Annotated in this window: 16 protein-coding genes; 5 read left to right on the forward strand and 11 right to left on the reverse strand. The window is 69.8% G+C overall.

Annotated elements, in window-relative coordinates:
* The first annotated feature begins 30 nt into the window (after positions 1–30).
* Positions 31–246 carry a cold-shock protein gene (locus L942_RS31190; protein WP_037367296.1) on the forward strand — a complete coding sequence of 72 codons (216 nt, stop codon included), beginning with the start codon at positions 31–33 and terminating at the stop codon, positions 244–246.
* Here the strand turns inward: L942_RS31190 and L942_RS31195 are convergent, their stop codons facing one another.
* From L942_RS31195 to L942_RS31225, 7 genes are all read right to left on the reverse strand, one after another.
* The gene (locus tag L942_RS31195; RefSeq protein WP_037367297.1) at positions 247–1236 is read right to left on the reverse strand and encodes a YdcF family protein; all 990 of its coding nucleotides are present in this window, start codon (positions 1234–1236) and stop codon (positions 247–249) included.
* A gap of 47 nt (positions 1237–1283) precedes the next feature.
* A complete protein-coding gene (locus tag L942_RS31200) occupies positions 1284–2168 on the reverse strand; it encodes an ABC transporter permease (protein ID WP_037367298.1) in 885 nt (294 codons plus the stop codon).
* Positions 2155–2931, reverse strand: coding sequence for an ABC transporter ATP-binding protein (locus L942_RS31205; RefSeq protein WP_037367300.1), 777 nt, complete (start codon positions 2929–2931; stop codon positions 2155–2157). The genes L942_RS31200 and L942_RS31205 overlap by 14 nt, the downstream gene beginning before the upstream one ends.
* 25 nt (positions 2932–2956) lie before the next feature.
* On the reverse strand, positions 2957–4012 hold the full coding sequence (locus L942_RS31210; RefSeq protein ID WP_037367301.1) for an ABC transporter substrate-binding protein: 1056 nt from the start codon (positions 4010–4012) through the stop codon (positions 2957–2959).
* A 114-nt stretch (positions 4013–4126) separates the two neighbouring features.
* Positions 4127–5152, reverse strand: a complete 1026-nt coding sequence (locus L942_RS31215) for an S-adenosylmethionine:tRNA ribosyltransferase-isomerase (RefSeq protein ID WP_037367302.1) — start codon at positions 5150–5152, stop codon at positions 4127–4129.
* Positions 5149–5823, reverse strand: coding sequence for an SDR family NAD(P)-dependent oxidoreductase (locus tag L942_RS31220; RefSeq protein WP_037367304.1), 675 nt, complete (start codon positions 5821–5823; stop codon positions 5149–5151). The genes L942_RS31215 and L942_RS31220 overlap by 4 nt, the downstream gene beginning before the upstream one ends.
* A 45-nt stretch (positions 5824–5868) precedes the next feature.
* The gene (locus L942_RS31225; RefSeq protein ID WP_037367305.1) at positions 5869–7242 is read right to left on the reverse strand and encodes a purine-cytosine permease family protein; all 1374 of its coding nucleotides are present in this window, start codon (positions 7240–7242) and stop codon (positions 5869–5871) included.
* A 102-nt stretch (positions 7243–7344) separates the two neighbouring features.
* Here L942_RS31225 and L942_RS31230 point away from each other — a divergent pair, with 102 nt between their 5' ends.
* The gene (locus L942_RS31230) at positions 7345–8565 is read left to right on the forward strand and encodes an MFS transporter (protein ID WP_037367306.1); all 1221 of its coding nucleotides are present in this window, start codon (positions 7345–7347) and stop codon (positions 8563–8565) included.
* A 54-nt stretch (positions 8566–8619) separates the two neighbouring features.
* On the opposite strand, the gene L942_RS31235 is transcribed toward L942_RS31230, so the two are convergent.
* A complete protein-coding gene (locus L942_RS31235; RefSeq protein WP_235079519.1) occupies positions 8620–10581 on the reverse strand; it encodes a S53 family peptidase in 1962 nt (653 codons plus the stop codon).
* Between the two features lie 696 nt (positions 10582–11277).
* Between L942_RS31235 and L942_RS31240 the strand changes: the two genes are divergently transcribed.
* On the forward strand, positions 11278–14154 hold the full coding sequence (locus tag L942_RS31240; RefSeq protein WP_051166367.1) for an AfsR/SARP family transcriptional regulator: 2877 nt from the start codon (positions 11278–11280) through the stop codon (positions 14152–14154).
* A 52-nt stretch (positions 14155–14206) separates the two neighbouring features.
* On the forward strand, positions 14207–14995 hold the full coding sequence (locus tag L942_RS31245; RefSeq protein WP_326929369.1) for a hypothetical protein: 789 nt from the start codon (positions 14207–14209) through the stop codon (positions 14993–14995).
* A gap of 3 nt (positions 14996–14998) precedes the next feature.
* On the opposite strand, the gene L942_RS31250 is transcribed toward L942_RS31245, so the two are convergent.
* Positions 14999–15457 (reverse strand): DUF4396 domain-containing protein, encoded by a 459-nt coding sequence (locus tag L942_RS31250; RefSeq protein ID WP_037367309.1) that lies wholly within the window; start codon positions 15455–15457, stop codon positions 14999–15001.
* Between the two features lie 241 nt (positions 15458–15698).
* Between L942_RS31250 and L942_RS31255 the strand changes: the two genes are divergently transcribed.
* On the forward strand, positions 15699–16712 hold the full coding sequence (locus L942_RS31255) for an autoinducer 2 ABC transporter substrate-binding protein (RefSeq protein ID WP_037367310.1): 1014 nt from the start codon (positions 15699–15701) through the stop codon (positions 16710–16712).
* A 5-nt stretch (positions 16713–16717) separates the two neighbouring features.
* Here L942_RS31255 and L942_RS31260 read toward each other — a convergent pair whose 3' ends face one another.
* Both L942_RS31260 and L942_RS44560 read right to left on the reverse strand, forming a co-directional pair.
* Positions 16718–18283 (reverse strand): esterase-like activity of phytase family protein, encoded by a 1566-nt coding sequence (locus L942_RS31260; RefSeq protein ID WP_037367311.1) that lies wholly within the window; start codon positions 18281–18283, stop codon positions 16718–16720.
* A 90-nt stretch (positions 18284–18373) separates the two neighbouring features.
* The gene (locus tag L942_RS44560) at positions 18374–19615 is read right to left on the reverse strand and encodes a DUF6923 family protein (RefSeq protein WP_037367312.1); all 1242 of its coding nucleotides are present in this window, start codon (positions 19613–19615) and stop codon (positions 18374–18376) included.
* Between the last annotated feature and the right edge of the window lies 1 nt (position 19616).

Genomic DNA, 19616 nt, shown 5'->3' on the forward strand with positions numbered 1-19616 from the left:
ACGACTCCGGCTTCGCTAGGCTGGCCCTCGATGGAGCATCGCGGGAAAGTCGCGCGCTGGGAAGTCGACGAGGGCTGGGGAATTCTCGAATCGCCCGCCGTCGACGGTCCGGTCTGGGCGCATTTCTCGATGATCGAGGCCGAGGGCTTCCGGTACTTGACGGTCGGGGAAGACGTGCGGTTCACCGTCGAGCGCGCTGCACAAGACGGCTGCCACTGGCGCGCGATCCGCGTGCGCGCCGCCTGATCAGCTGAGCATGAACAGCAGAAACGGCCCCACGCCAAGGAACGACAACACCGCGGCGTTCGTCTTCCGGTACTCCACCAGCAGCGCCACGAACTCCCGCAAGAACGCGCTCGGCACGAAGTACGACGCCGTCCTGGCCCCGATCACGTTGAGCCGCAACCCCAACTGCCGCGCCAGCACCGCCGTCCGGAAGACGTGGTAGTTGTTCGTCACCGCGAGGATCGGACCGGAAAACCCGCGCTGCTCAAGCACAGCGACGCTGAACCTCAGGTTCTCGCTGGTGGTCGTGGCCCGGTCCTCCAGCACGATCTGCTCCGCGGGAATCCCAGCGTCGACGAGGTACCGCGCCATCGCGTCCGCCTCGGACGTCAGTTCGTCGGCGCCTTGCCCGCCGGACACCACCAGCAGCGCCCCGGGCGACCGCTGCTGCACCTGCACCGCGCGGTCGAGGCGGCTGGCCAGCAGCGGCGGCACCCGGTCGCCCTGCAGTCCGGAGCCGAGGACAACGACTGCGCCCGCGCGGGCGCGGCGGGTGACGCGGCTGTAGAGGATCGAGTACAGCAGCAACGCCGTGAACAGGAACGCCAGATAGCCGGTCACGAAGAGCACCGCCATCGCGGCCACCCGCAGCAGCGGCTGGTCGTCGAAGATCAGCGAACTCACCGCGAGGGCGAACACCGCGAGCAATCCGAGCCCGGCCAGCAGCGACAGCAGGTTCGCCAGCCGCCGTCCTTCCTTCCGTAGCATCACGACGCCGTTCGCGATCAGCGCCCACGGCAGGGCCAACGCGCCGAGCCCGCCGACGATCGCCACCAGCGCGATGATCGCGATCTGGGCCCATTCGACGTGGTTGAACAACGACAGCAGCCACAACCCGGTGAGAAAAAGCGCGATCAGGAACCACACCGCGTTGCCGACCCGCCGCGGCTCGCGCGCGAACCGCACGACGAACACGAGCACGGAAACCAGCGCGATCAGCCCGGAGGTCATGGTCCAGCATTCTGTCTGGCCGCCTCGAACGGCGCGCGGCCAGGTACTCAGAGTGACGTCGTCAGGCCCCGCGCGCGCAGCACCGACCGCTCCAGTGGACGGAACACGATCAGCTCGATCGCCACCCCGACGAACAAAATCAGGAAAATCGCCGCGATCACCTTGGGCATCGAGTTGTAGGACGAGCCGTCGTTCAAGTACGTCCCCAGCCCGACGCCGAGGCTCGGCGAGCGCGCGATCAGTTCCGCGGCCATCAGCGAGCGCCACGAGAACGCCCAGCCCTGCTTCAGCCCGGCCAGGAACCCGGGCAGCGCGGCAGGCAGCAAAATGTGCCGGGCCGCGGCGAAGCGTCCGGCGCCCATCACCTTGCCGACGCGCGGCAGGATCGGCGGGATCTGGTCGATGCCGGACACGAGGCCGTTCGCGATCGACGGCACCGAACCGAGCAGCACCACGAAGTAGATCGCCGCGTCGTTGATGCCGAACCAGATCACCGCGGCCGGCACCCAGGCCACCGACGGCAGGCTCTGCAACCCGCTCAGCAGCGGCCCGATCGCGGCGCGCACCACGCGGACCTTCGCCACCAGGATCCCCAGCGGCGTGCCGATCAAGACCCCGGCCGCGAAGCCGAGCGCGGCGCGGTGCACGGAGGTCCAGATGAAACCGAAGACCGATCCGTCGGTGACCGTGCTCCAGAACTCGGCCCAGACGTCCAGCGGCGCGGGCAGCGTGGTTTCCGGCCAGAACGCGGCGGCCCACAGGATCTGCCAGATGGCGACCAGCAGCACGAGCGCGCCGACCGGCGGCAGGAAGCCGCGCACGAACCGGCGGCGCAGCGAAGCCGGCCGCGCGCCGGTGGGGGTGTCGAGCCGGTCCAGGCCGGCGCCGACGGCTTCGTCGAGGTCGGGGGCCGCCTGGTCAGGCTGCGGCATGGGTGCTGATCACCTTTCGCAGATCGGCCGTGATCTCCTCGGCCAGCAGTTCGGCTTCCGACGACGGCACGTCGTGCCACTCGCGGACCACGCGCCCCGGACGCGACGACAGCAGCACGACTCGCTGGCCGAGCCGGACCGCCTCGCGCACGTCGTGCGTCACGAACAGCACCGACGTACCGGTGCTGCGCCACACCCGCAGCAGCTCGCTCTGCAGCACGTCGCGGGTGATCGCGTCGAGCGCCGCGAACGGTTCGTCCATGAGCAGCAACGCATTGCCGTCGTCGCCGCCGACACGATGGGTCGCGGCGAGCGCGCGGGCCAGCGCGACCCGCTGGCGCATCCCGCCGGACAGCTCGTGCGGACGCTTGCGCGCCGCGTCGCCCAACCGCACCAGGTCCAGCAGCTCCGCGGCCTTCGCCCGGCGCTCGGCGCGGCCGAACCCGGCAAGCCGCAGCGGCAGTTCCACGTTCCGGGACGCGGTCAGCCACGGCATCAGCGCGGCCTCCTGGAACATCACCGCGGGCCGCGAGGTGGTGAGAGTGATCTCACCGGCCGATGGCTGGTCGAGACCGGCGACGAGGTTCAGCAGCGTGCTCTTGCCGCACCCGGACGCGCCGAGCAGGCAGACGAACTCGCCCGGTTCGACGGTGAGGTCGACCCCGTCGAGCGCGGTCACCGCGCTGCCGGCGGAGCCGAACACCTTGCCCACGCGGTCGAGGTGCACGGCGGCGGTCACTGGTCGCGCCAGGGTGGTGGTCATCGCGGATCGCCTTCCGGTCGGGACGTCACTTCGCCAGTTCGGGCGCGTTGACGGCGGGCAGCTGCTGTGCCTTGAGGACCTCGTTGAGCGGGCCGAAGTCGGCGAACCCCTTCAGGTCCACCACCTTGTCGACCACGCCGGCGGTCACCGAGTCCTTGGCCAGCTGCGGGAATTGCGCGGGCACCGGGTCGGTGGTGAGTTCGATGTTCGCGAAGGCGCGGTCGAGCACGGCCGGGCTGAGCGAGCTGCCGGACAGCTCCTTGAGCGCGCCGTTGACCACGGTCTTCGCCTCGGCCGGGTTCTTCTTCGCCCAGTCGATCGCCTGCAATTCGCCCTTCAGCAGCGCGCGCACCGTGTCCGGGTGCTGCTTGAGGAATTCGCTGCGCACGATCGCCACGGTGGTCGGGAACCGGCCTTCCGGCCACAGCGATTTCTCGTCCACCAGCACCTTCGCGCCGGCGTCGGTAACCAGCCGCGACGACCACGGCTCGGGCAGCCATCCGCCGTCGACCTCGCCCTTGCGGAACGCGTCGAGCGTCTTCGGGTTGTCCAGGTTGGTCACGTTGACCTGGCCGGTCAGGTGCTTCTCGGCGAGGAACTTCTTGAGCGCGACGTCCTGGGTGTTGGCCAGCTGCGGCGTCGCGATCGTCTTGCCCTTGAGCTGGTCGACCGAGGTGATCCCGGGCTTCACCACCAGCTGCGCGCCGCCGGTGACCGCGCCGGCCACGAGCTGGATCTCGCCCTTGGACTTGGTGAAGGCGTTGATCGCCGGCCCGGAGCCGATGAACGCGACGTCGAGCGAACCGCCGAGCAGCGCGTTCACTTCGGACGGACCGGCGTTGAACGTCTGGGTCGTGAGCTTCGTGCCGCCGAGGTTCTGCGCGAAGAAGTTCTTCTTGACCCCGATCAGCGCGGGAGTGTGCGTCACGTTCGGGAAGAAGCCGACGCGCACCTCCCCGGCGGCGCCCTGGTTGGTCGCGGCCTCGGTGCGGTCCGCGCGGGAACACCCGGCGAGCGCCCCGAGTGCCGTCAGCGCGGCGAGTGCGGAAGCGAGCAATCGGGTTCGCGGAAATGTACGCACAAATGGCCCTTTCGCGGTCAGCGGAACGCGGCGAGAATGACACGTTCACCCGCGAGACTGCATATGCATCCGCATCCCGGGAAATTGTGTGGGATTACTTGACAGCCCCGGGCCTCACCTGCTTGTCAGGAGCGAGACGTCCCCGAACTCGTGCCACAGATACTCGCGCCGCACCGCCGCGTCGTACGCCCGTTGCACCAGCTCCGGACCCACCACCGCTTCGAGAAGCAGCAGGTGAGACGCCTCAGGAGCGTGCAATCCGGTGATCAATCCGTCGACCGCGCGAGCCGGCCGATCCGGACCGAGCACCAGTTCCGTCCAGCCCGCCGCGGCGGTCACGAGTCCGCCGGGATTCGCGGCCGATTCGATCGCACGCACCGCCGTTGTCCCGACTGCGATAACGCGTCCACCCTGGTCACGCACCCAATTGACCAACGCGGCAGTCGTCGCCGGAACGCGGAATCGTTCGCCGTACGGCGGTTCGCCCGCTTCCGGAGACGAGACGCCGGTGTGTAACAAGATCGGCGCGAACAGCACCCCGCGCGAGACGAGTTGTGTGACCAATTCCGCAGTGAACGGCCGGGCCGCGCTCGGCATCTCCGCCGAACCCGGCTCCAGTGCGAACACAGTCTGATAATTCGGCAACGGCCACGCGCGCGGCACATAGCCGTACCGAATCGGCCGCCCGACCTTCGCGAGATACCGCGAAACCTCGCCCTCCACTTCGATCTTCGCGCGCCACAACCGTTGTGCACCGGCGACGTGCGGCTCGCACAACGTGACCGCAGCACCGCCGGGCAGGCTGAGCCGCTCCCCCGCGCGGCCGTCGAGAAGAGGCCCGCCGGGAGCGCGAAGTTCGACGACCCAGGTTCCGTCGTCGAGTTCGGTGGAGAAGTGGACAGTGATGACGTGCTCGTCCCGGACCGCGTCGACGGCAGCGGGCAGCGTGCCGGAAGTGTTGACGATCAGCAGGTCGCCGGGGTGCAAAAACGTGGCCAGGTCACGGAAAGTGGCGTGCTGCACCCCTTCCGGACTGGCGGCGAGCAGCCGCACCTCGTCCCGAGCGAGACCGCGCGCCTCGGGCGGGGCGGACGCGCTGCGCTCCTCGGCCAGGTCGAATCGGGTGCGCGGCGTGGTCATGACCGCACCTGCAGGTCCGCCGCCTGGTACCGGCCGCTCGGCGGACGTTCCGCCAGCAACCGCAGGAAGGCCGGCACCGCGGTCTCCGGCAGCGGCCGGTCCGAAATGTCCTCGCCGGGGAAGGCGGCCTGGTGCATGGCCGTGCGCATATCCCCAGGGTCGACGGCGTACACCGCGAGGTCCGGGTTTTCCACGCCCAGCACCGCGCTCACGTGGTCCAGCGCGGCCTTCGCCGAACCGTAGCCGCCCCAGCCTTCGTACGCCTCCACCGCGGCGTCGGAGCTGATGTTGATCAGCACGCCCTTTGCCGCGGTCAGCGCGGGCAACAGCAACCGGGCGAGCGCGAGCGGAGCGAAAACGTTGGTGCGGAAGACAGTTTCCAGCTCGTCCGGCGGGTACTCGGCCAGCGGCGGCAGCGGGCTGACGCCGAGCGTGCTGGCGTTGTTGACGAGCAGGTCGAGCCGCGGTCCGGCGGCTTCGGCGAGCCGGGCGCGGTGCGCGGGGTCGGTGACGTCGCCGGGCACCGGGGTGAACCCGGCCTCCGCCGCGGCGGCGCGCAGCGTCCCCGGGTCGCGTCCGGTGCCCAGCACTGTCCATTCGCGACGGACAAGGGCCGCGGCGAGCGCCCGGCCCAGACCGGCGGAAGCGCCGGTGACAACAGCTGCTGGCATGTGGTCCCTCCAGAAGTAGGCACCTGCCAGCGTGCGACCTCTACCTTACTGGAGGTCAACCGTCCGGCGGCCGCGCAGCAGCGTGTACGCCACCAGCGAAACCACGAACCCGGCGTAGTAGGCCAGGTCCGCCCCGTGCAGCGCCGCGGCGACCGGTCCGGTGTAGACAGTCGTGTTCATGAACGGCACGGCCGCCGCGAAACCCACCACGAACGCCACGATCGCGGCCCAGCCGCGCACCGGACGCCGCAGCTCAGCCAGTACATCGACCTCGTGGCCCCGGCGCGTGCGACGCAGCCAGTCCGGCACGACGACACCGAGGAACGGCGGAATCCAGTAACTCACCACCAGCAGCACGTTCTGGAACTTCGCCGCCAGATCGCCGCTGTGCATCCAGAGGATCAACGCGAACGCCAGCACCGTCACGACGACCGCGGACACCGGACGACGCACCCGCACACCGACGGTCTGCAGCGCGAGCGAGCCGCTGTAGTCGTTCATCGCGTTGGACGACACCGCGGCCAGCGCGATCACCAGCAACGCCGCCGCGCCCAGCACGCCGCCGCCAAGCAGCGTCGACACGCCGGCGGCGGTCTGGTCGCCCAGCGCCGTGCCGAGCGCGAGGCCAATGCCCTCGCCGAGCGCGTACGACGCGGTCAAGCCGAGCAGCGTGAACCAGAAGACGCCGCTCGGACGGGTCGAAGCGGGCAAGTACCGGCTGAAATCCGCCGCGTAAGGAGCCCAGGAAATAGCGAGACTGAGCGTAATGGTGGAAAACAGCACGACGGCGCCGGCGAAATCGCCGCCGGTCGCGGAATCGGCGAACGTGATCGGGTGATCAAGCACCACTTTCACGGCGAGCGCGACAAATGCGACAACCAGCACCACGCTCATCACGGCCTGGACCCGGTGGATCACCGCGTAGCCGAACACGCCGAGCGTGCACTGCAGCACCAGCACCACGAGCACCGCGGCCCAGAACGGCAGCCCGGTGAGCTGGGCCAGCGCTTCGCCGCCGAACAGGCCGACCAGGGCGTCCCACGCGATCGAGCCGAGCCATTGCACCAGGCCGGGCAGCACGACGCCGCGGCCGAACGGGAGCCGGGCGAGCGGCAGCTGGCCGGTCCCGGTGCGCGGACCCCAGGTGGACAGCCACGCGACCGGCAGCGAACCGACCACGGTGCCGATCAGCGCGATGACGAACCCGGTGGTGAAGCCGAGCCCGAGCGTCGCGCCGAGGGTGCCGGTGAACACGGCGGTCATGGTGAGGTTCGGCGCGAACCACACGCCGGCGAGCCGCCACGGCCGCCCGAACCGGTTCGCATCCGGGATCGGGGTGATTCCGTGCGTTTCGATCGCGAAATCCCCTGCTCCGGCCGGCATCCGGCCCCCGAAGACCTCGGCGTCGATCCCGCTCATTCCCTGCCCTTTCTCCCGGCTGACCCGTGAGTCTGAACCGGGGTACCCGGCCGAGCCAATACTCTGTGGCGTTCCCGACCCGTTCTCGGCAAGATCGCCGCAATGGGGGAAGGCCCGCGCACGCCGCTGCGCCATCGCGCGTTCGCCGTTTTCTACGCCGGACGGCTGGTCTCGCTGCTGGGCAGCGCGATGACCCCGGTCGCCCTGTCGTTCGCGGTGCTGGGCAGCAGCCACCGCCCGACCGACCTGGGCGTCGTGCTCGCCGCCGGGATCGTGCCGCTGCTGGCGTTCCTGCTCGTCGGCGGCGCGGTCGGCGACCGGTTCCCGCGCAACCGCGTGCTGCGGCTGTCGAACCTCGGCGCGGGCGCGGCACAGCTGGTCGCCGCGACCATCCTGCTCACCGGCCACTACTCGCTGGCCGCCCTGTCGGTCACCGAGTTCCTCGGCGGGGTCTGCACCGCGTTCACCACGCCGGCGCTGCGCGGCATCGTGCCCCAGATCGTCCCGGCCGACGCGCTGCGTCAGGCGAATTCGCTGCTGGCCACCAGCAAGAACCTCACCAAGGTCGGCGGTCCGGCGGCCGCCGGGGTGCTGGTCGGCACGGTCGGCGGCGGCTGGGCGATCGCCGCGGACGGGGTGTCGTTCGTGCTCGCCGCCCTGCTCTACCAGACGGTCACGCTGCCGCCGGCGAAAAGCACCGAGCAGCACAGCGTCGTGCACAGTGTGCGAACCGGCTGGCGGGAGTTCTGGGGGATCCCGTGGCTGTGGCGGGTGGCCACGGCGTTCACCGTCTACAACATCGTCTTCACCGGCGGCTGGCTGGTGCTCGGGCCGGGCATCGCGCAGGACACCTTCGGCGCGACCGGATGGGGCGCGGTGCTGAGCGTGCGCGCGGTGGGCGCGCTGCTGTCCGGCCTGGTGATGTACCGGGTGTCTCCGCGGCGGCTGCTGCCGGTGGGCTTGACGAGCGCGGCCCTGACCGCGCTGCCGCTGTTCGCGCTCGGCCTGCACGCGGGCGTCGTCGTGCTGGCCGGGTCGACGTTCGTGGCCGGGTTCTGCGCGGGCGTGATGAGCGTCGCCTGGGACACGACGATGCAGGAGAACATCCCGGGTCATCTGCTGTCCCGGATGGCCGCGTTCGACGATTTCGGCTCCTACGCGGGCATTCCGGTCGGCGAACTCCTGGCCGGACCGCTCGGGGCCGCGTTCGGCGCGCCACAGGTGGTTCTCGTGGGCGGGATCGTCCTCGTCGGCACCGCGTTGTCCCCGCTGCGCTCCCGCGCCGTCCGCGCGCTGCGGCATCCGCCGGTCCGCGTGCCGTGAACGCGAGGAAGGGCCTGCCGGGAACTCCCGGCAGGCCCTTCCTTCACCACTCGGTCACACCAGCAACAGGAACGCCACTCCGTTCGGCGAGCCGAGGCCCGTCACGTCGTCGTAGCCCTTGGTCGTGTGGATCGTCAGGTTCGGGTAGTCGAGCACCCGGGCCGAGGTCTTCAGCCCGGCCGAGGCGTCGACGCCGTTGGCGAAGTCCACGCGCTGCACCGCGCCGTCGACGTGCTGCACGTCGTGGATCGCCGACGTGCGCGACGTCAGCTGGTACAGCACCGGGTTGATGAACCCGTGGTGGAAGTGGTCGAGGCTGTCGGCCACCGCCATCACGCCCGCGAACACCGGCGACGCGAGGCTCGTGCCGCCGATCCGGTACTGGTCGTAGTAGACGCCGTCCGGGAAGGTCTGCGTCTGGCCGACCAGGAAGCCGGTGTTGGGGTCGGCGACCGCGGAGATGTCCGGGACCACGCGGCCCTTCGCGCCGCCCGTCTGGTTCTTCGTGGACAGCGCGTCCGGCACGATTCCCTTCTGGTAGAAGGGCTGGCCGAACAACCGGCTCGTGCCGCCGCCCGCGCCGCCGTTGAACGCGCCCGGGAACGCCGGGGTGTAGACGCCGTTGGTCAGCGTCGACTTGCCGGTCTCCCAGCCGGTTTCGAAGATCCGCTTGCCGTCCTGGCCGACCGCCAGCGACGTGCCGCCGACCGCGGTCACCCACGGGGCCGAGGCCGAGAAGTCCGGCGACGGCGTGCCCAGCCGCGCGACCTCGTCCCCGTTGTCGCCGGAGGAGAAGTACACGCCGATGCCCTCGAGCACCGCCTGCATCGAGATCTGGTTGAACACCTTGACCTCGGCGGCCGGGATGTCCTCGCCGGTGTCGCCGTAGGAGTTGGAGATGATGTCGGCCTTGTGGCCCGCGACGACGTAGTTCAGCGCGGTGTCGAGCGACAGGTCTTCGCAGTCCTGCCCGCCGACGTACAGGATGTCCGCGCCCGGCGCGAGCCCGTGCGCGGCCTCGACGTCCAGGGTTTCCTCGCCGTACCAGCCGGAAGCGTCGCACTGGTCCGGCGGCTCGAGCGCCGGGTTCGGCGGGAAGATGTGCTGCTTGAACTGCTGTTTGGTCAGCGGGTGCGCCGGGTCGTTGCGCTTGGCGTACTCCGAGGCGTCGGCGTAGATCGTCGGCGACGCGAACGCGTCCACGATGGCGATCGTCGTGCCGCGACCGTCCGCACCGGCCTTCGCGACCTGGTCCAGGCCGTACGCCGAACGCAGCTGCGCGGGCGTGTAGCCGCAGGGCGCGTACGGAAGCTGCTTGCCGTTGTACGCCGGGTCAGTCGTGTCGGTCTTCTCGCCGTAGTAAGCGCTGCACGGACCCGAGTTGCGGAACCCGTTGCTGGGCGGAGCGGTCGACGGGCTGCCCTGCCCGCGAGACTGCTTCGTCGCGCTCGGGTCCGCGCCGTCGGTGTGGTCCGGCTTGAACAGGTTCGTGGCCTGGTCGACCCCGATCACGCCGAGCACGTCGTTCGCCAGCGAGGCCGGAACGGACAGGTCCTTGTCCGCCGCGCGCAACGTCTGTCCCTTGACCTGGTACTTGCCCAGGGTCACGGCGAACGCGCGCTGCACCTGATCGGCGGTACCGGTCGCCTCGACGTAGGCCCGGTTGGACGGCACCTCGCCGATGCTGAATCCGCTTGCCGAAAGCCAGTCCTTGACCGCGGACACCGTCTGGTCGGCAGCCGCGAACTGGTCCCGCACCTGGTCCGGCGACAGATAATGCCGGAAATTGCGGCTGTTCGGATCGGACACCGACTGCGCGGCCGCCTCCGCAGCGCCCTGGTCCTTGAGGTTCAGGTAAACCCGGAAGTCCATAGTGGACGACCCAGCGGTGTCGGCCACCTTGGACTGCGGATTGGCCCAAGCCGGATGCGATTGCGGAATGTCCGCCCGCCCCTGAGCCGACGCCACGGCAGGCGAAGCGGCTAAACCGCCCACCACCGCAAGCGAAAGAAACATGGTGACGCTTCTACGCACAGCAACTCCCTCGTGTTGCGCGGCCTTCGACCCCGCCAGCCGCCGGAACGAGATTAGGACTGCCCCCACCCGCCAGGGAAGCGTCCGGCTTCCCGGTGCGGAACCGTTATCTGCCCCCCTCACCGCGACACAAGGGACAAGTGCGACCAAAGTCCGTTTCCTCCGCACTGTCCACAGCGGAATGTGCCGAAATCAGCAAATCGCCCGTTTCACCCCACACTCCTCCCAGCACTACGCACCCGAAAACACCACCTACGAAGGTCGCACAACCCAGATCAACAACACCAGAAACTCACCCACCTATGTCCGTGGGGGAACGACCCACCAGCACCAACCGCAACCAGCCCACCCAGCCAGCGAGGCAGCCAGCCCCCGCCCTGCACCCCGATACGAAGCCTCCCTGCGGTCCGGGGGTGCTTGTCAAGGCATCTTTCCCGCCTTGACAAGCACCCCCGGACCGTCAGCACAATCAAGCTTCGGGGTGCCCCACACCAGCGACGAGCCGCCACCCAGCCCACACACACGTGAAAACACTTCACCCCACCCCGGCGAACACCCCGTGACATCCTCCCCCGATATCACCCCTTATGGGGTATTCCTCCCCCAGTGGATCTAGCTAACCGCCCCGAACGCTCCTAGCATGCCGACCATGGGGACCTTGCCGCCAAGGCGGGTAAATTGATTTCGCTGACCTTCCGGATCCTGGGGCCGCTGGAGGTCGTCGCCGAGGGCCGGGCCGTACCGCTGGGCGGCCCGAAGCCCCGGCTGCTGCTGGCCGCGCTGGCGCTGCAGCCCAACATCGTCGTGTCCACCGAAGCGCTGGTCGAAGTCCTCTGGCCGACCACCGCCCCGCGTTCGGCGGCCGCCAACATCCGCACCTACGTCCACTCCCTCCGCCGCCGGCTCGCCGAGACCTCCCCCGACCTGGCCGACCGCATCACCAGCCGGGCCTCCGGCTATCTCCTCACCGTCCCGGAAGACGAACTGGACCACCTGGTCTTCACGAGGCTGGCCACTCAGGCCTGGGAATCCCAGGACGACCCGGAAACCGCCCTGGCCCTGCTGGACGAAGCACACTCCCTGTGGCGCGGCGAAGTACTGGAAGGCCTCCCGCACGACCCGAGCTGGGGTCCGGCCGTCGCCCGCCTCGACGAACTACGCCTGGCAGTGCAAGAACAACGCCTGCGCGCCCGGCTGGCGCTGGGCCGCCACAACGAAGTCATCGCCGAACTCCGCGCGCTGGTCACCGAACATCCGCTGCGCGAAGAACTCTGGCACCACTTGATCACCGCGCTCCGCGACGCGGGCCGCACCACCGAAGCCGCGGAAGCGTACGAACTGGTCGAACAAACCCTCGCCGACGAACTGTCCGCGAGCCCTGGCGCGGCGCTGCGCGAACTCCGCACCACCCTCGAAGTCCCGTGCGCGAAGGTCCCGCCGATCTGCCAGCTTCCCCTGGACCTGCCGGATTTCACCGGCCGCGGCGAGGTAATCGAGCAACTGGTCGCGAAACTCCGCCACCACGCCGAAGCGGAACGGCCCACGATCGTCGTCCTGTCCGGCGCACCCGGCATCGGCAAATCCTCCATCGCCGTGCGGGTGGCGCACGCGGTCCGCACCGTTTTCCCGGACGGACAGTTGCATGTAGACCTGGCCGGAACCTCGTCGTCCCCGCGCTCGCCGATGAGCGTTCTGGCCGAACTCCTGCGCGCCTTGGGCATCCCCGACTCCGGGCTGCCCCGAGACCTGGCAGAACGTTCCGCCCTCCTGCGCTCCCAGCTCGCCGGCCGCCGCATGTGCGTCGTCCTGGACGACGCGGGCAGCGCCGCCCAGGTACGCCCACTGCTGCCCGGCGCGGGCGCGTCCGCCGTACTGGTCACGAGCCGGATCCGGCTGCCCGACCTCGCCGGCTCGACGCCGGTGGACGTCGATCTCCTGCCCGAGCCGGAAGCCGCCCGTCTGCTGGAAGGCATCGTCGGCCACGACCGGTTCGCCGCCGAACCCGAGGACGCCGCGGCGATCCTGCGCCAATGCGGGCACCTGCCGCTCGCGATCCGGGTGGCCGGGGCCAAACTCACCCACCGGCCGGCCTGGTCGCTGCGCATCCTCGCCGACCGTCTCCACGACGAGCACCGCCGTCTGGACGAGCTGCGCGTCGGCGACCTGGCCGTCCGGGCGAGCGTGACCCTGAGCTACGACCTGCTGCCCATGTCCGCCGCCGCGGCCTTCCGCCGGTTGGGCGCGCTGGGCCCGGTCCAATTCCCCGCCTGGGCAGTCGCCGCCGTGCTGGGCCGCCCGTCCGCCGACGACGTGCTCGACGTGCTCGTCGACGCGCACTTGGTGGAACTGGTCGCCACCGACGTCGCCGGCCAGCCGCGCTACCGCCTGCACGACCTCCTGCGCGTCTACGCCGCCGAACTGGCCGAACCCGCCGAGACCCGCGCCGCGCTCGGCCGCGTGCTGGAGGGATATCTAGCGCTGGCGGTAGAGGCCGCCGAACGGATGCCGATCCACTTCTTCGGCCAGTACCACGACGACACCGACCTCGCCCTTCCCCCGGACGCCGACCGCCTGCTGACCGATCCCGCCGCCTGGTTCGCCGCCGAACGCGCCACCTGCGTCGCCGCCGTCGGACTGGCCGCCGAACACGGTTTCGACGATCTGACCTGGCGGCTCACCGTCGCGCTCACGCCGTACTTCGACCTCCGCGGCCACCAAGACGACTGGCACGCCACCCACCTGGTCGCCTTGGAAGCAGCCCGCCGGGCCGGCGCGGTCCGCGGCGAGGCGGTCGTTCAGCGAAACCTCGGCCAAGTCCTGCTGTACCAAGACAACGACGCGGACGCGATGATCGCCTTCGAGGCCGCGCGCGAGCTGTACCACCGGATCGGCGACCGGCAAGGACTCGGCGAGGCCTACGCCGGGCTCGGCACCGTGCTGCGGATGCAGGGCCAAACCGACCGCGCGCTCGAACCCTGCCACGAAGCGCTCCGGTTGTTCGGCGAAGCGGGCGACCCGCACGGCGAAGCGGTGATCCGGATCGCGATCGGCTCGATCTGGGTCGCGCGCAAGTGCTACGCGACCGCACGCCGCTGGTACACCGACGCATTGGAACTGTCCTGCGAAATCGGCGACCGGCACCGGGAAGCCCATGCGCTGCAACGACTCGGGCTCCTGCACCAACGCGAGGGCAACCTCGCCGAAGCCCGCGAGCACGTCACGCGCGCCATCGCCGTGTTCACCGATCTCGGCGACGACCACTGCGTCGGCTACGCGAACCAGAACCTGGGTGCGCTGTGCCTGTACAGCGGCGATCTAGCGCACGCGCAGTTGCTGCTGGTGAACTCGCTGAGCGTGCATCGCCGCAATGGAGACCGCCGTTCCGAGGCCGAAGTCTCCCAGCTCCTCGGCGAACTCCACTCCGCGCTCAGCCAGCCCGAACGCTCCCGCAGCTACGCCGAACGCGCGCGAGCCATCCGCCGCGAACTGTCCGCCGACTCCCGGGTCGACGACCGGGTGCGCAAGACCGGACCGCACCGGATCGTGTCCGCCTGACGCGCGGGCCGGGTTGCGCGGTCAAACCCGCGCGCCGGGCCACGATGCGCTCATGAACACCTGGAAAGCGGCTGGTCACGTTCTTCTCGCCCTGGCAATTGTCGCTTTGTCGACCCCGGCTCCCGCCGCGGCCAAGCCGAAGCACGGGAGAAGAGCACTGGAAAGACCGCTGACCTACCGCCTCTACGCGACCCGCGAAGGGCTCGTCGGCGGCACCACCTCAAGCGGGCACCGGATCACCGAACGAGACCATTTCGTCGCGCTACCCTCGACGAAAACGGTGTCCTCCCAAGGAAAAGGGACCTTCACCGTCCGGGTGTGCCGCACTGACGGCACGCGCTGCGAGTACGCACCGGTGTGGGATGTCGGGCCGTGGAACGAACATGACGACTACTGGAACCCGGCTGACCGCCGCGCGAAGTTCGGTTCGCTGCCGCAAGGCGTGCCGGAAGCGCAGGCGGCGTACCAAGACGGCTTCAACGGCGGCAAGGACGAACACGGCCGCACCGTGCGCAACCCAGCCGGTCTCGACCTCGCCGACGGCACGTTCTGGGACGGACTCGGCCTCCAGGGCAGCGGCTACGTGGACGTCGCTTTCCTGTGGACCGGCAGCTCTCCGGCCATCGGCGTGGTGACCGGCGGGGCTCCGCTGATCGTGCGGACGTCCGCGAACAACGACGCACCGTCCGCCGGATTGGCGGCCAATGCCGCGCAGGTGCCGATTGAGTGTTCCGTGCAAGGAGATTCGGTGGACGGCACGACGCGCTGGAACCGGATCGGCCCCGGACACTATGTGCCCGAGGCTTATCTCCGAACCGACGCGGCCGTGCCGTCCTGTTGAAACTCAGTGCTGGTGGTGCGCATGCACGACCGCGTGTCCACGTCCGCGGCCGATCATCCATTTGTTGACCGGAACCGTGACCACGAAGGCGATCGCGAGCGACAACACCAGCGACAGCCAGAACAATCCGCTCGACAAGCCCGCGTCCATCGCCCCCGGGATCGCCACGACGACGGTGTTGTCGACAACCTCCATGACCGCGATCGACACCGTGTCGGCGGCGAGCGCGACCTTGAAGGCAGCCCCGAGCGCGAGACCCGACTTGAGCACTCCGCGCATGGTGAGGGCGTAGCCGAAGACGAACGCCAGCACGATGGACAGCACCACGGTGGCCGCGTTGTGCAGGCCGAGCGCGGTGCCGAGAACCATGCCGAGCACCTCGCCGATGGCACAGCCGGTGAGGCAATGCAGCGTCGCTTGCGCGGCGGTGGACCAAGACGCTCCGTGCTGGTGTTCGTTCATGTCGCCGACTATACCCCTAAGGGGTATCTACGCAAGGTCGCCCGATGTGCTGAGCCCGACCCGGGCGCCGACGGCAAGGCCGCGCGCTCTCCGGGACAAAACGTGCCCGGCGGGCGGAGAACGTCGCGCCGTCCGGCGGTTGAACTCGCTTGCGTAACCGTTTGGTCGCGTTCGGTTGACCCCCTGCCGCCACTGGCCCTACCTTCGGCTGCCAGGTCACATAGCCGGGGAACGGTGGGGGATGCGAGGGCGGACCAAAACGCTCGTGCTGGGTGCGGCGCTCGTGGCGACCGCGGCGGCGGTGGCCGGCAGTTGCTCGCCGGTCCTGCCGGACTCGGCTCCGGAGCCGGCGAAAATCGCCTTCGTGCCGAAAATCGGCGGCATCCCGTACTTCGACGCGATGAACGCCGGCGGCATGCTGGCTTCCCGGCGGCTCGGGGCGAAATGGCTGCTCCGCGCCCCGGCTTCGGTCGACCCGGCCGCGCAAACCGCGATCCTGCGCCAGCTCATCGCCGAGCGGGTGGACGTCATCGCGGTGGCCCCGAACGACCCGGCCGAGCTGGCCCCGACGATCGCGGAAGCCCGGGCGAAGGGCATCCACGTGCTCACCACCGACACCGACGCCGCCGATTCCGAGCGCGAGGTCTTCGTGAACCAGACGAGCGCCGAAGGCATCGGTTCGGCGCTGGTCGACTCGCTGATGAAGAAAACCGGCGGCGCCGGCGAATACGCGATCGTCTCGTGCGGACGCGCCGCGGCGAACCTCAACTCGTGGATCGAAGCCGAGAAAACCTATGCGGCGCAACGCTATCCGCAAGCGAAGCTGGTAGAGACGGTGTACGCCGACGAGGACACCACCACCGCTACGAAGCTGGCGAAGGAGATCCTCAACCGGCACCCGAAGCTCACCGGCATGATCGGCCAGTGCACGACGGCGACGCCGGGCATCGCGCGCGCAGTGCGTGATCAGCAGAAAATCGGCCAGGTCTTCACCGTCGGCACGGGCACGCCGCAGACGATGAAGCCGTACCTGGTCGACGGTTCCTGCTCGATGACGGTGCTGTGGAACGTCGAATCCCTCGGCTACCTCACCGCCTGGACCGCCGAGCAGCTCGCGACCGGCACCCCGCTCCGGCCCAAGAACAACGTGAGCCCGGAGCTTCCCGCGGTGCGCTACGACGCGGCCACCCGGACGGTCCTGCTCGGCGATCCCCTGCTGATCACGCAGAACAACGTCGATCAGTTCAAGTACTGACGGCCTCAGCGCACGTCGACGGTCACCGTCAGCGTGCGCGTCCGCGCGGGCAGCTTCGTCAGGTCCACCCGCAAGTACTCGCCGTCGTCTTGGCGGCCGTTCGGCTGGGTCTTGGCGTGCAAGGTGTACGGAGCCGCCGTGTTCGCGACCCCGTCGATGCCGAAGTCGCTGTCGTTGCTGATCACCACGGTGCGCCCGCCGTCGGTCGTCGCGACGCCTTCGACCTTGTCATGGCCGAAGAAACCGCCGCTCGGGTCCAGCCCGGTCACCAGATCCCCGACGTCAAGGAAAAGCTTCTTCGCCGCGGGCGTCACGCCGGCCTTCGCCAGCGCATCGGCGGCTTCCGCGGTGGTGGCCTTGCCGACGTAGGCCTCGATGCTCTTGCCGCCGTCGACGAGAAGGCCGCCCTTGGCCGCGTCATACGTCGCACCCGGCACCTTCGCCGCCGGTCCGAGGTCGGTCGCCTTGCTCAGGTCGATCTCGAACAGCTTCTTGTACGCGCCCGGTTCGGCCTTGCCGTCGCGCTCGTCCACGAGGAACCGGGTCGCCGACAACGCGGTGATCTCGGAGACCGCGGCGCCGGTCTCGTCCGGGTTGTCGAGCAGGTACGCGTATTCGTGCGTCGCGCGGGTCTTCAGATCGACCGTCACGATCCGGAGCGCGGGAACCTTGCTGGGCTTCTTCGTGAGATCCGGCTGCTGCAGCGCGGACTGCATGACGCCGACGAGCGTCCCGCCGTCCGGCGTGAGCGCGAGTCCTTCCATGCCCTTGTTCGGCACGCGGTTCTTCAGTTCCTTCGGCAGCGAACCGTCGAACGGCGAGAGCCGCTCGATCGCGCGGCCGTCCGCGCGGAAATGCGTGATGAACGGGCCGTACTCGTCTGAAACCCAGAACGTCCCGTCGCGCTGCGCGACGAGCCCTTCGGAGTCGTAGCCGTTCGGCGACGCGGGCAGTTTCGCGCCGTTGAGGTCCACGATGGTCTCGCCGGTGTTCGCCAAGGTGTTGACCTGGCCGTGGTACGGCGAACCGTCGGCCGCGCGCAGCGGAATGGTGCGCTCCAGCACGGCTTTCCCGCCCTTGAGCCGGAACTTGCCGATGGCGGGCGTGAACGACGGGAGCGGCTCCACTTTGGACCCGTCCGGTGCGTCGACGTTCGGGCCGCGGTCGGTGAGCCCGTAGTACTCGTCGCGCGAACCCGGCACCGGCGCGAGCGCGGACCCGTACCCGCCACCGGTGATCTTGACGCCGCCGACGGTGCCGAGCGGCGGCAGGTCCGTCGGGTACAGCCGGACCGCGTCACTGACGGTGTAGGTGAACGTGTCGCGTCCGGTGAACCCGGCGGCGGGTGTGTAGCGGAACGATCCGTCCGGTCCGATGGCCAGCGTGCCGTGCCCGGGCTCGGTGTGCCGCACCACCGCACCGTCGCGCTGCGCGTCACCGCGCACCTGCAGCGACTGCCCGGCTCGTACCCGGTACTGGTCGTCCGGACGCCCCTTGGCCTCGGCCGGGCCCACGGCGGCCAGCGGCAGCACCAGCGCCCCGGCGACCAGCCCGATCTTCACGCGTTTCATCGGCTTTCTCCTCCTTCGGCGTCGTTTCGACGCCGAAGGGAGTCTCGACGGCCGAGTTGGACAGCGTCCGTCATCGAGACGACCGCCGCGTTAACGAGCGCGCCGTACTCGAGCCGCTACCGCACCTCCTCCGACGACGAGCAGGATCGCCGCGACCCCCCAGCGACGCTGCTTCTTGACGTTATTGCGCGCTTTCGCCGCGCGTTTCTCGGGCGGTTTCGGGATGGCTTTCACCGGGGCGGCGCGCGACGGTGCCGGGGGTTGGGGCATCGGGATGGGCTGGATGATCGCGTCCGGCGGCTGCGGGGTCGGGGTCGGGGTGGGCACGATCGGGCTCGGTGTGGTCGGCGGCGGGGATGACGATGTTGACGATGGGGGTGGCGGGGGTGTCGGGGATGTCGGGGTGGAGGACGGCGTGGGGCTCGCCGAGGTCGACGGCGTCGGGGAAGGCGACGTCGGGGGCGGGGCGGACGACGACGGAGGCGGCGGGGGTGGCGGAGGCGGGGGTTCCGCCAAACACCCGGCACCGTCGGACATCACCAACGGCGGCCCGGTGCTCACCTCGACCGCGGAACCGCCGTCCAGCCGGTACGTGACGTTCCGTCCGTCGATCCAGTTCGCGGTCGCGTAGAGCTTGTGGTCCGGCCCGAACACCACCGAACCGTAAGTCGCGTCCGGAAACCGCTCCCCCGGCACCTTCGCGACCTGTCCGCTCACCGGGTTCACCGTGACCACCGCGCCCTCGGCACTGGACGAAACTCCGTACAGCAGACCGTCTTCCGGGTTGTACGCGAAGTCGTCGACCCCCGAGGCGAGCCACCACGGACGCAGCAACACCGGCCCGGTCGCGCTGAGATAGCCGGAACTGTGCGGGTCAACGTCCACTGTGTACAGACTGGTGGCCCGCTTCACGTACCACGAGTTGCCGGACATCGCCCCGGCCGTCGCGCCGGTCACCCAGCTCCATTCGCCGTGGTGCGTTTCGCGGCCGACCGCGCCGAGGTCGGTCAGTTCGCCGCCGGAGTCGATCCGGACCGCGTGCCAGCCGTCGGGGAAGCGCCCGTCAGCGACGCCGTAGGTCACGTCTTGCGCCGCCGAGTACGCGATCGCATTCAGCGCGAAAGGACTGTGGTGCACCACATGCCGCGAACCGGAGGGCAGCGTCAACCGCACGATGTCGGACGACCGCCCGTCGCGGCTTTCGACCTGCAGCACCCGGCAGGACGCCGCGGCCGCGCGCTGGCGGGCCGGAGCCAGCCACCCGGACGCGACGAGCAGCCCGGCGACCGCGGCCGCGGCGGCCGCCACAGTCAGGTACCGGGAACCTCGCACC

Origin of the sequence: Amycolatopsis orientalis DSM 43388 (genome assembly GCF_000411975.1) — a bacterium.
Taxonomy (GTDB): domain Bacteria; phylum Actinomycetota; class Actinomycetes; order Mycobacteriales; family Pseudonocardiaceae; genus Amycolatopsis; species Amycolatopsis orientalis_D.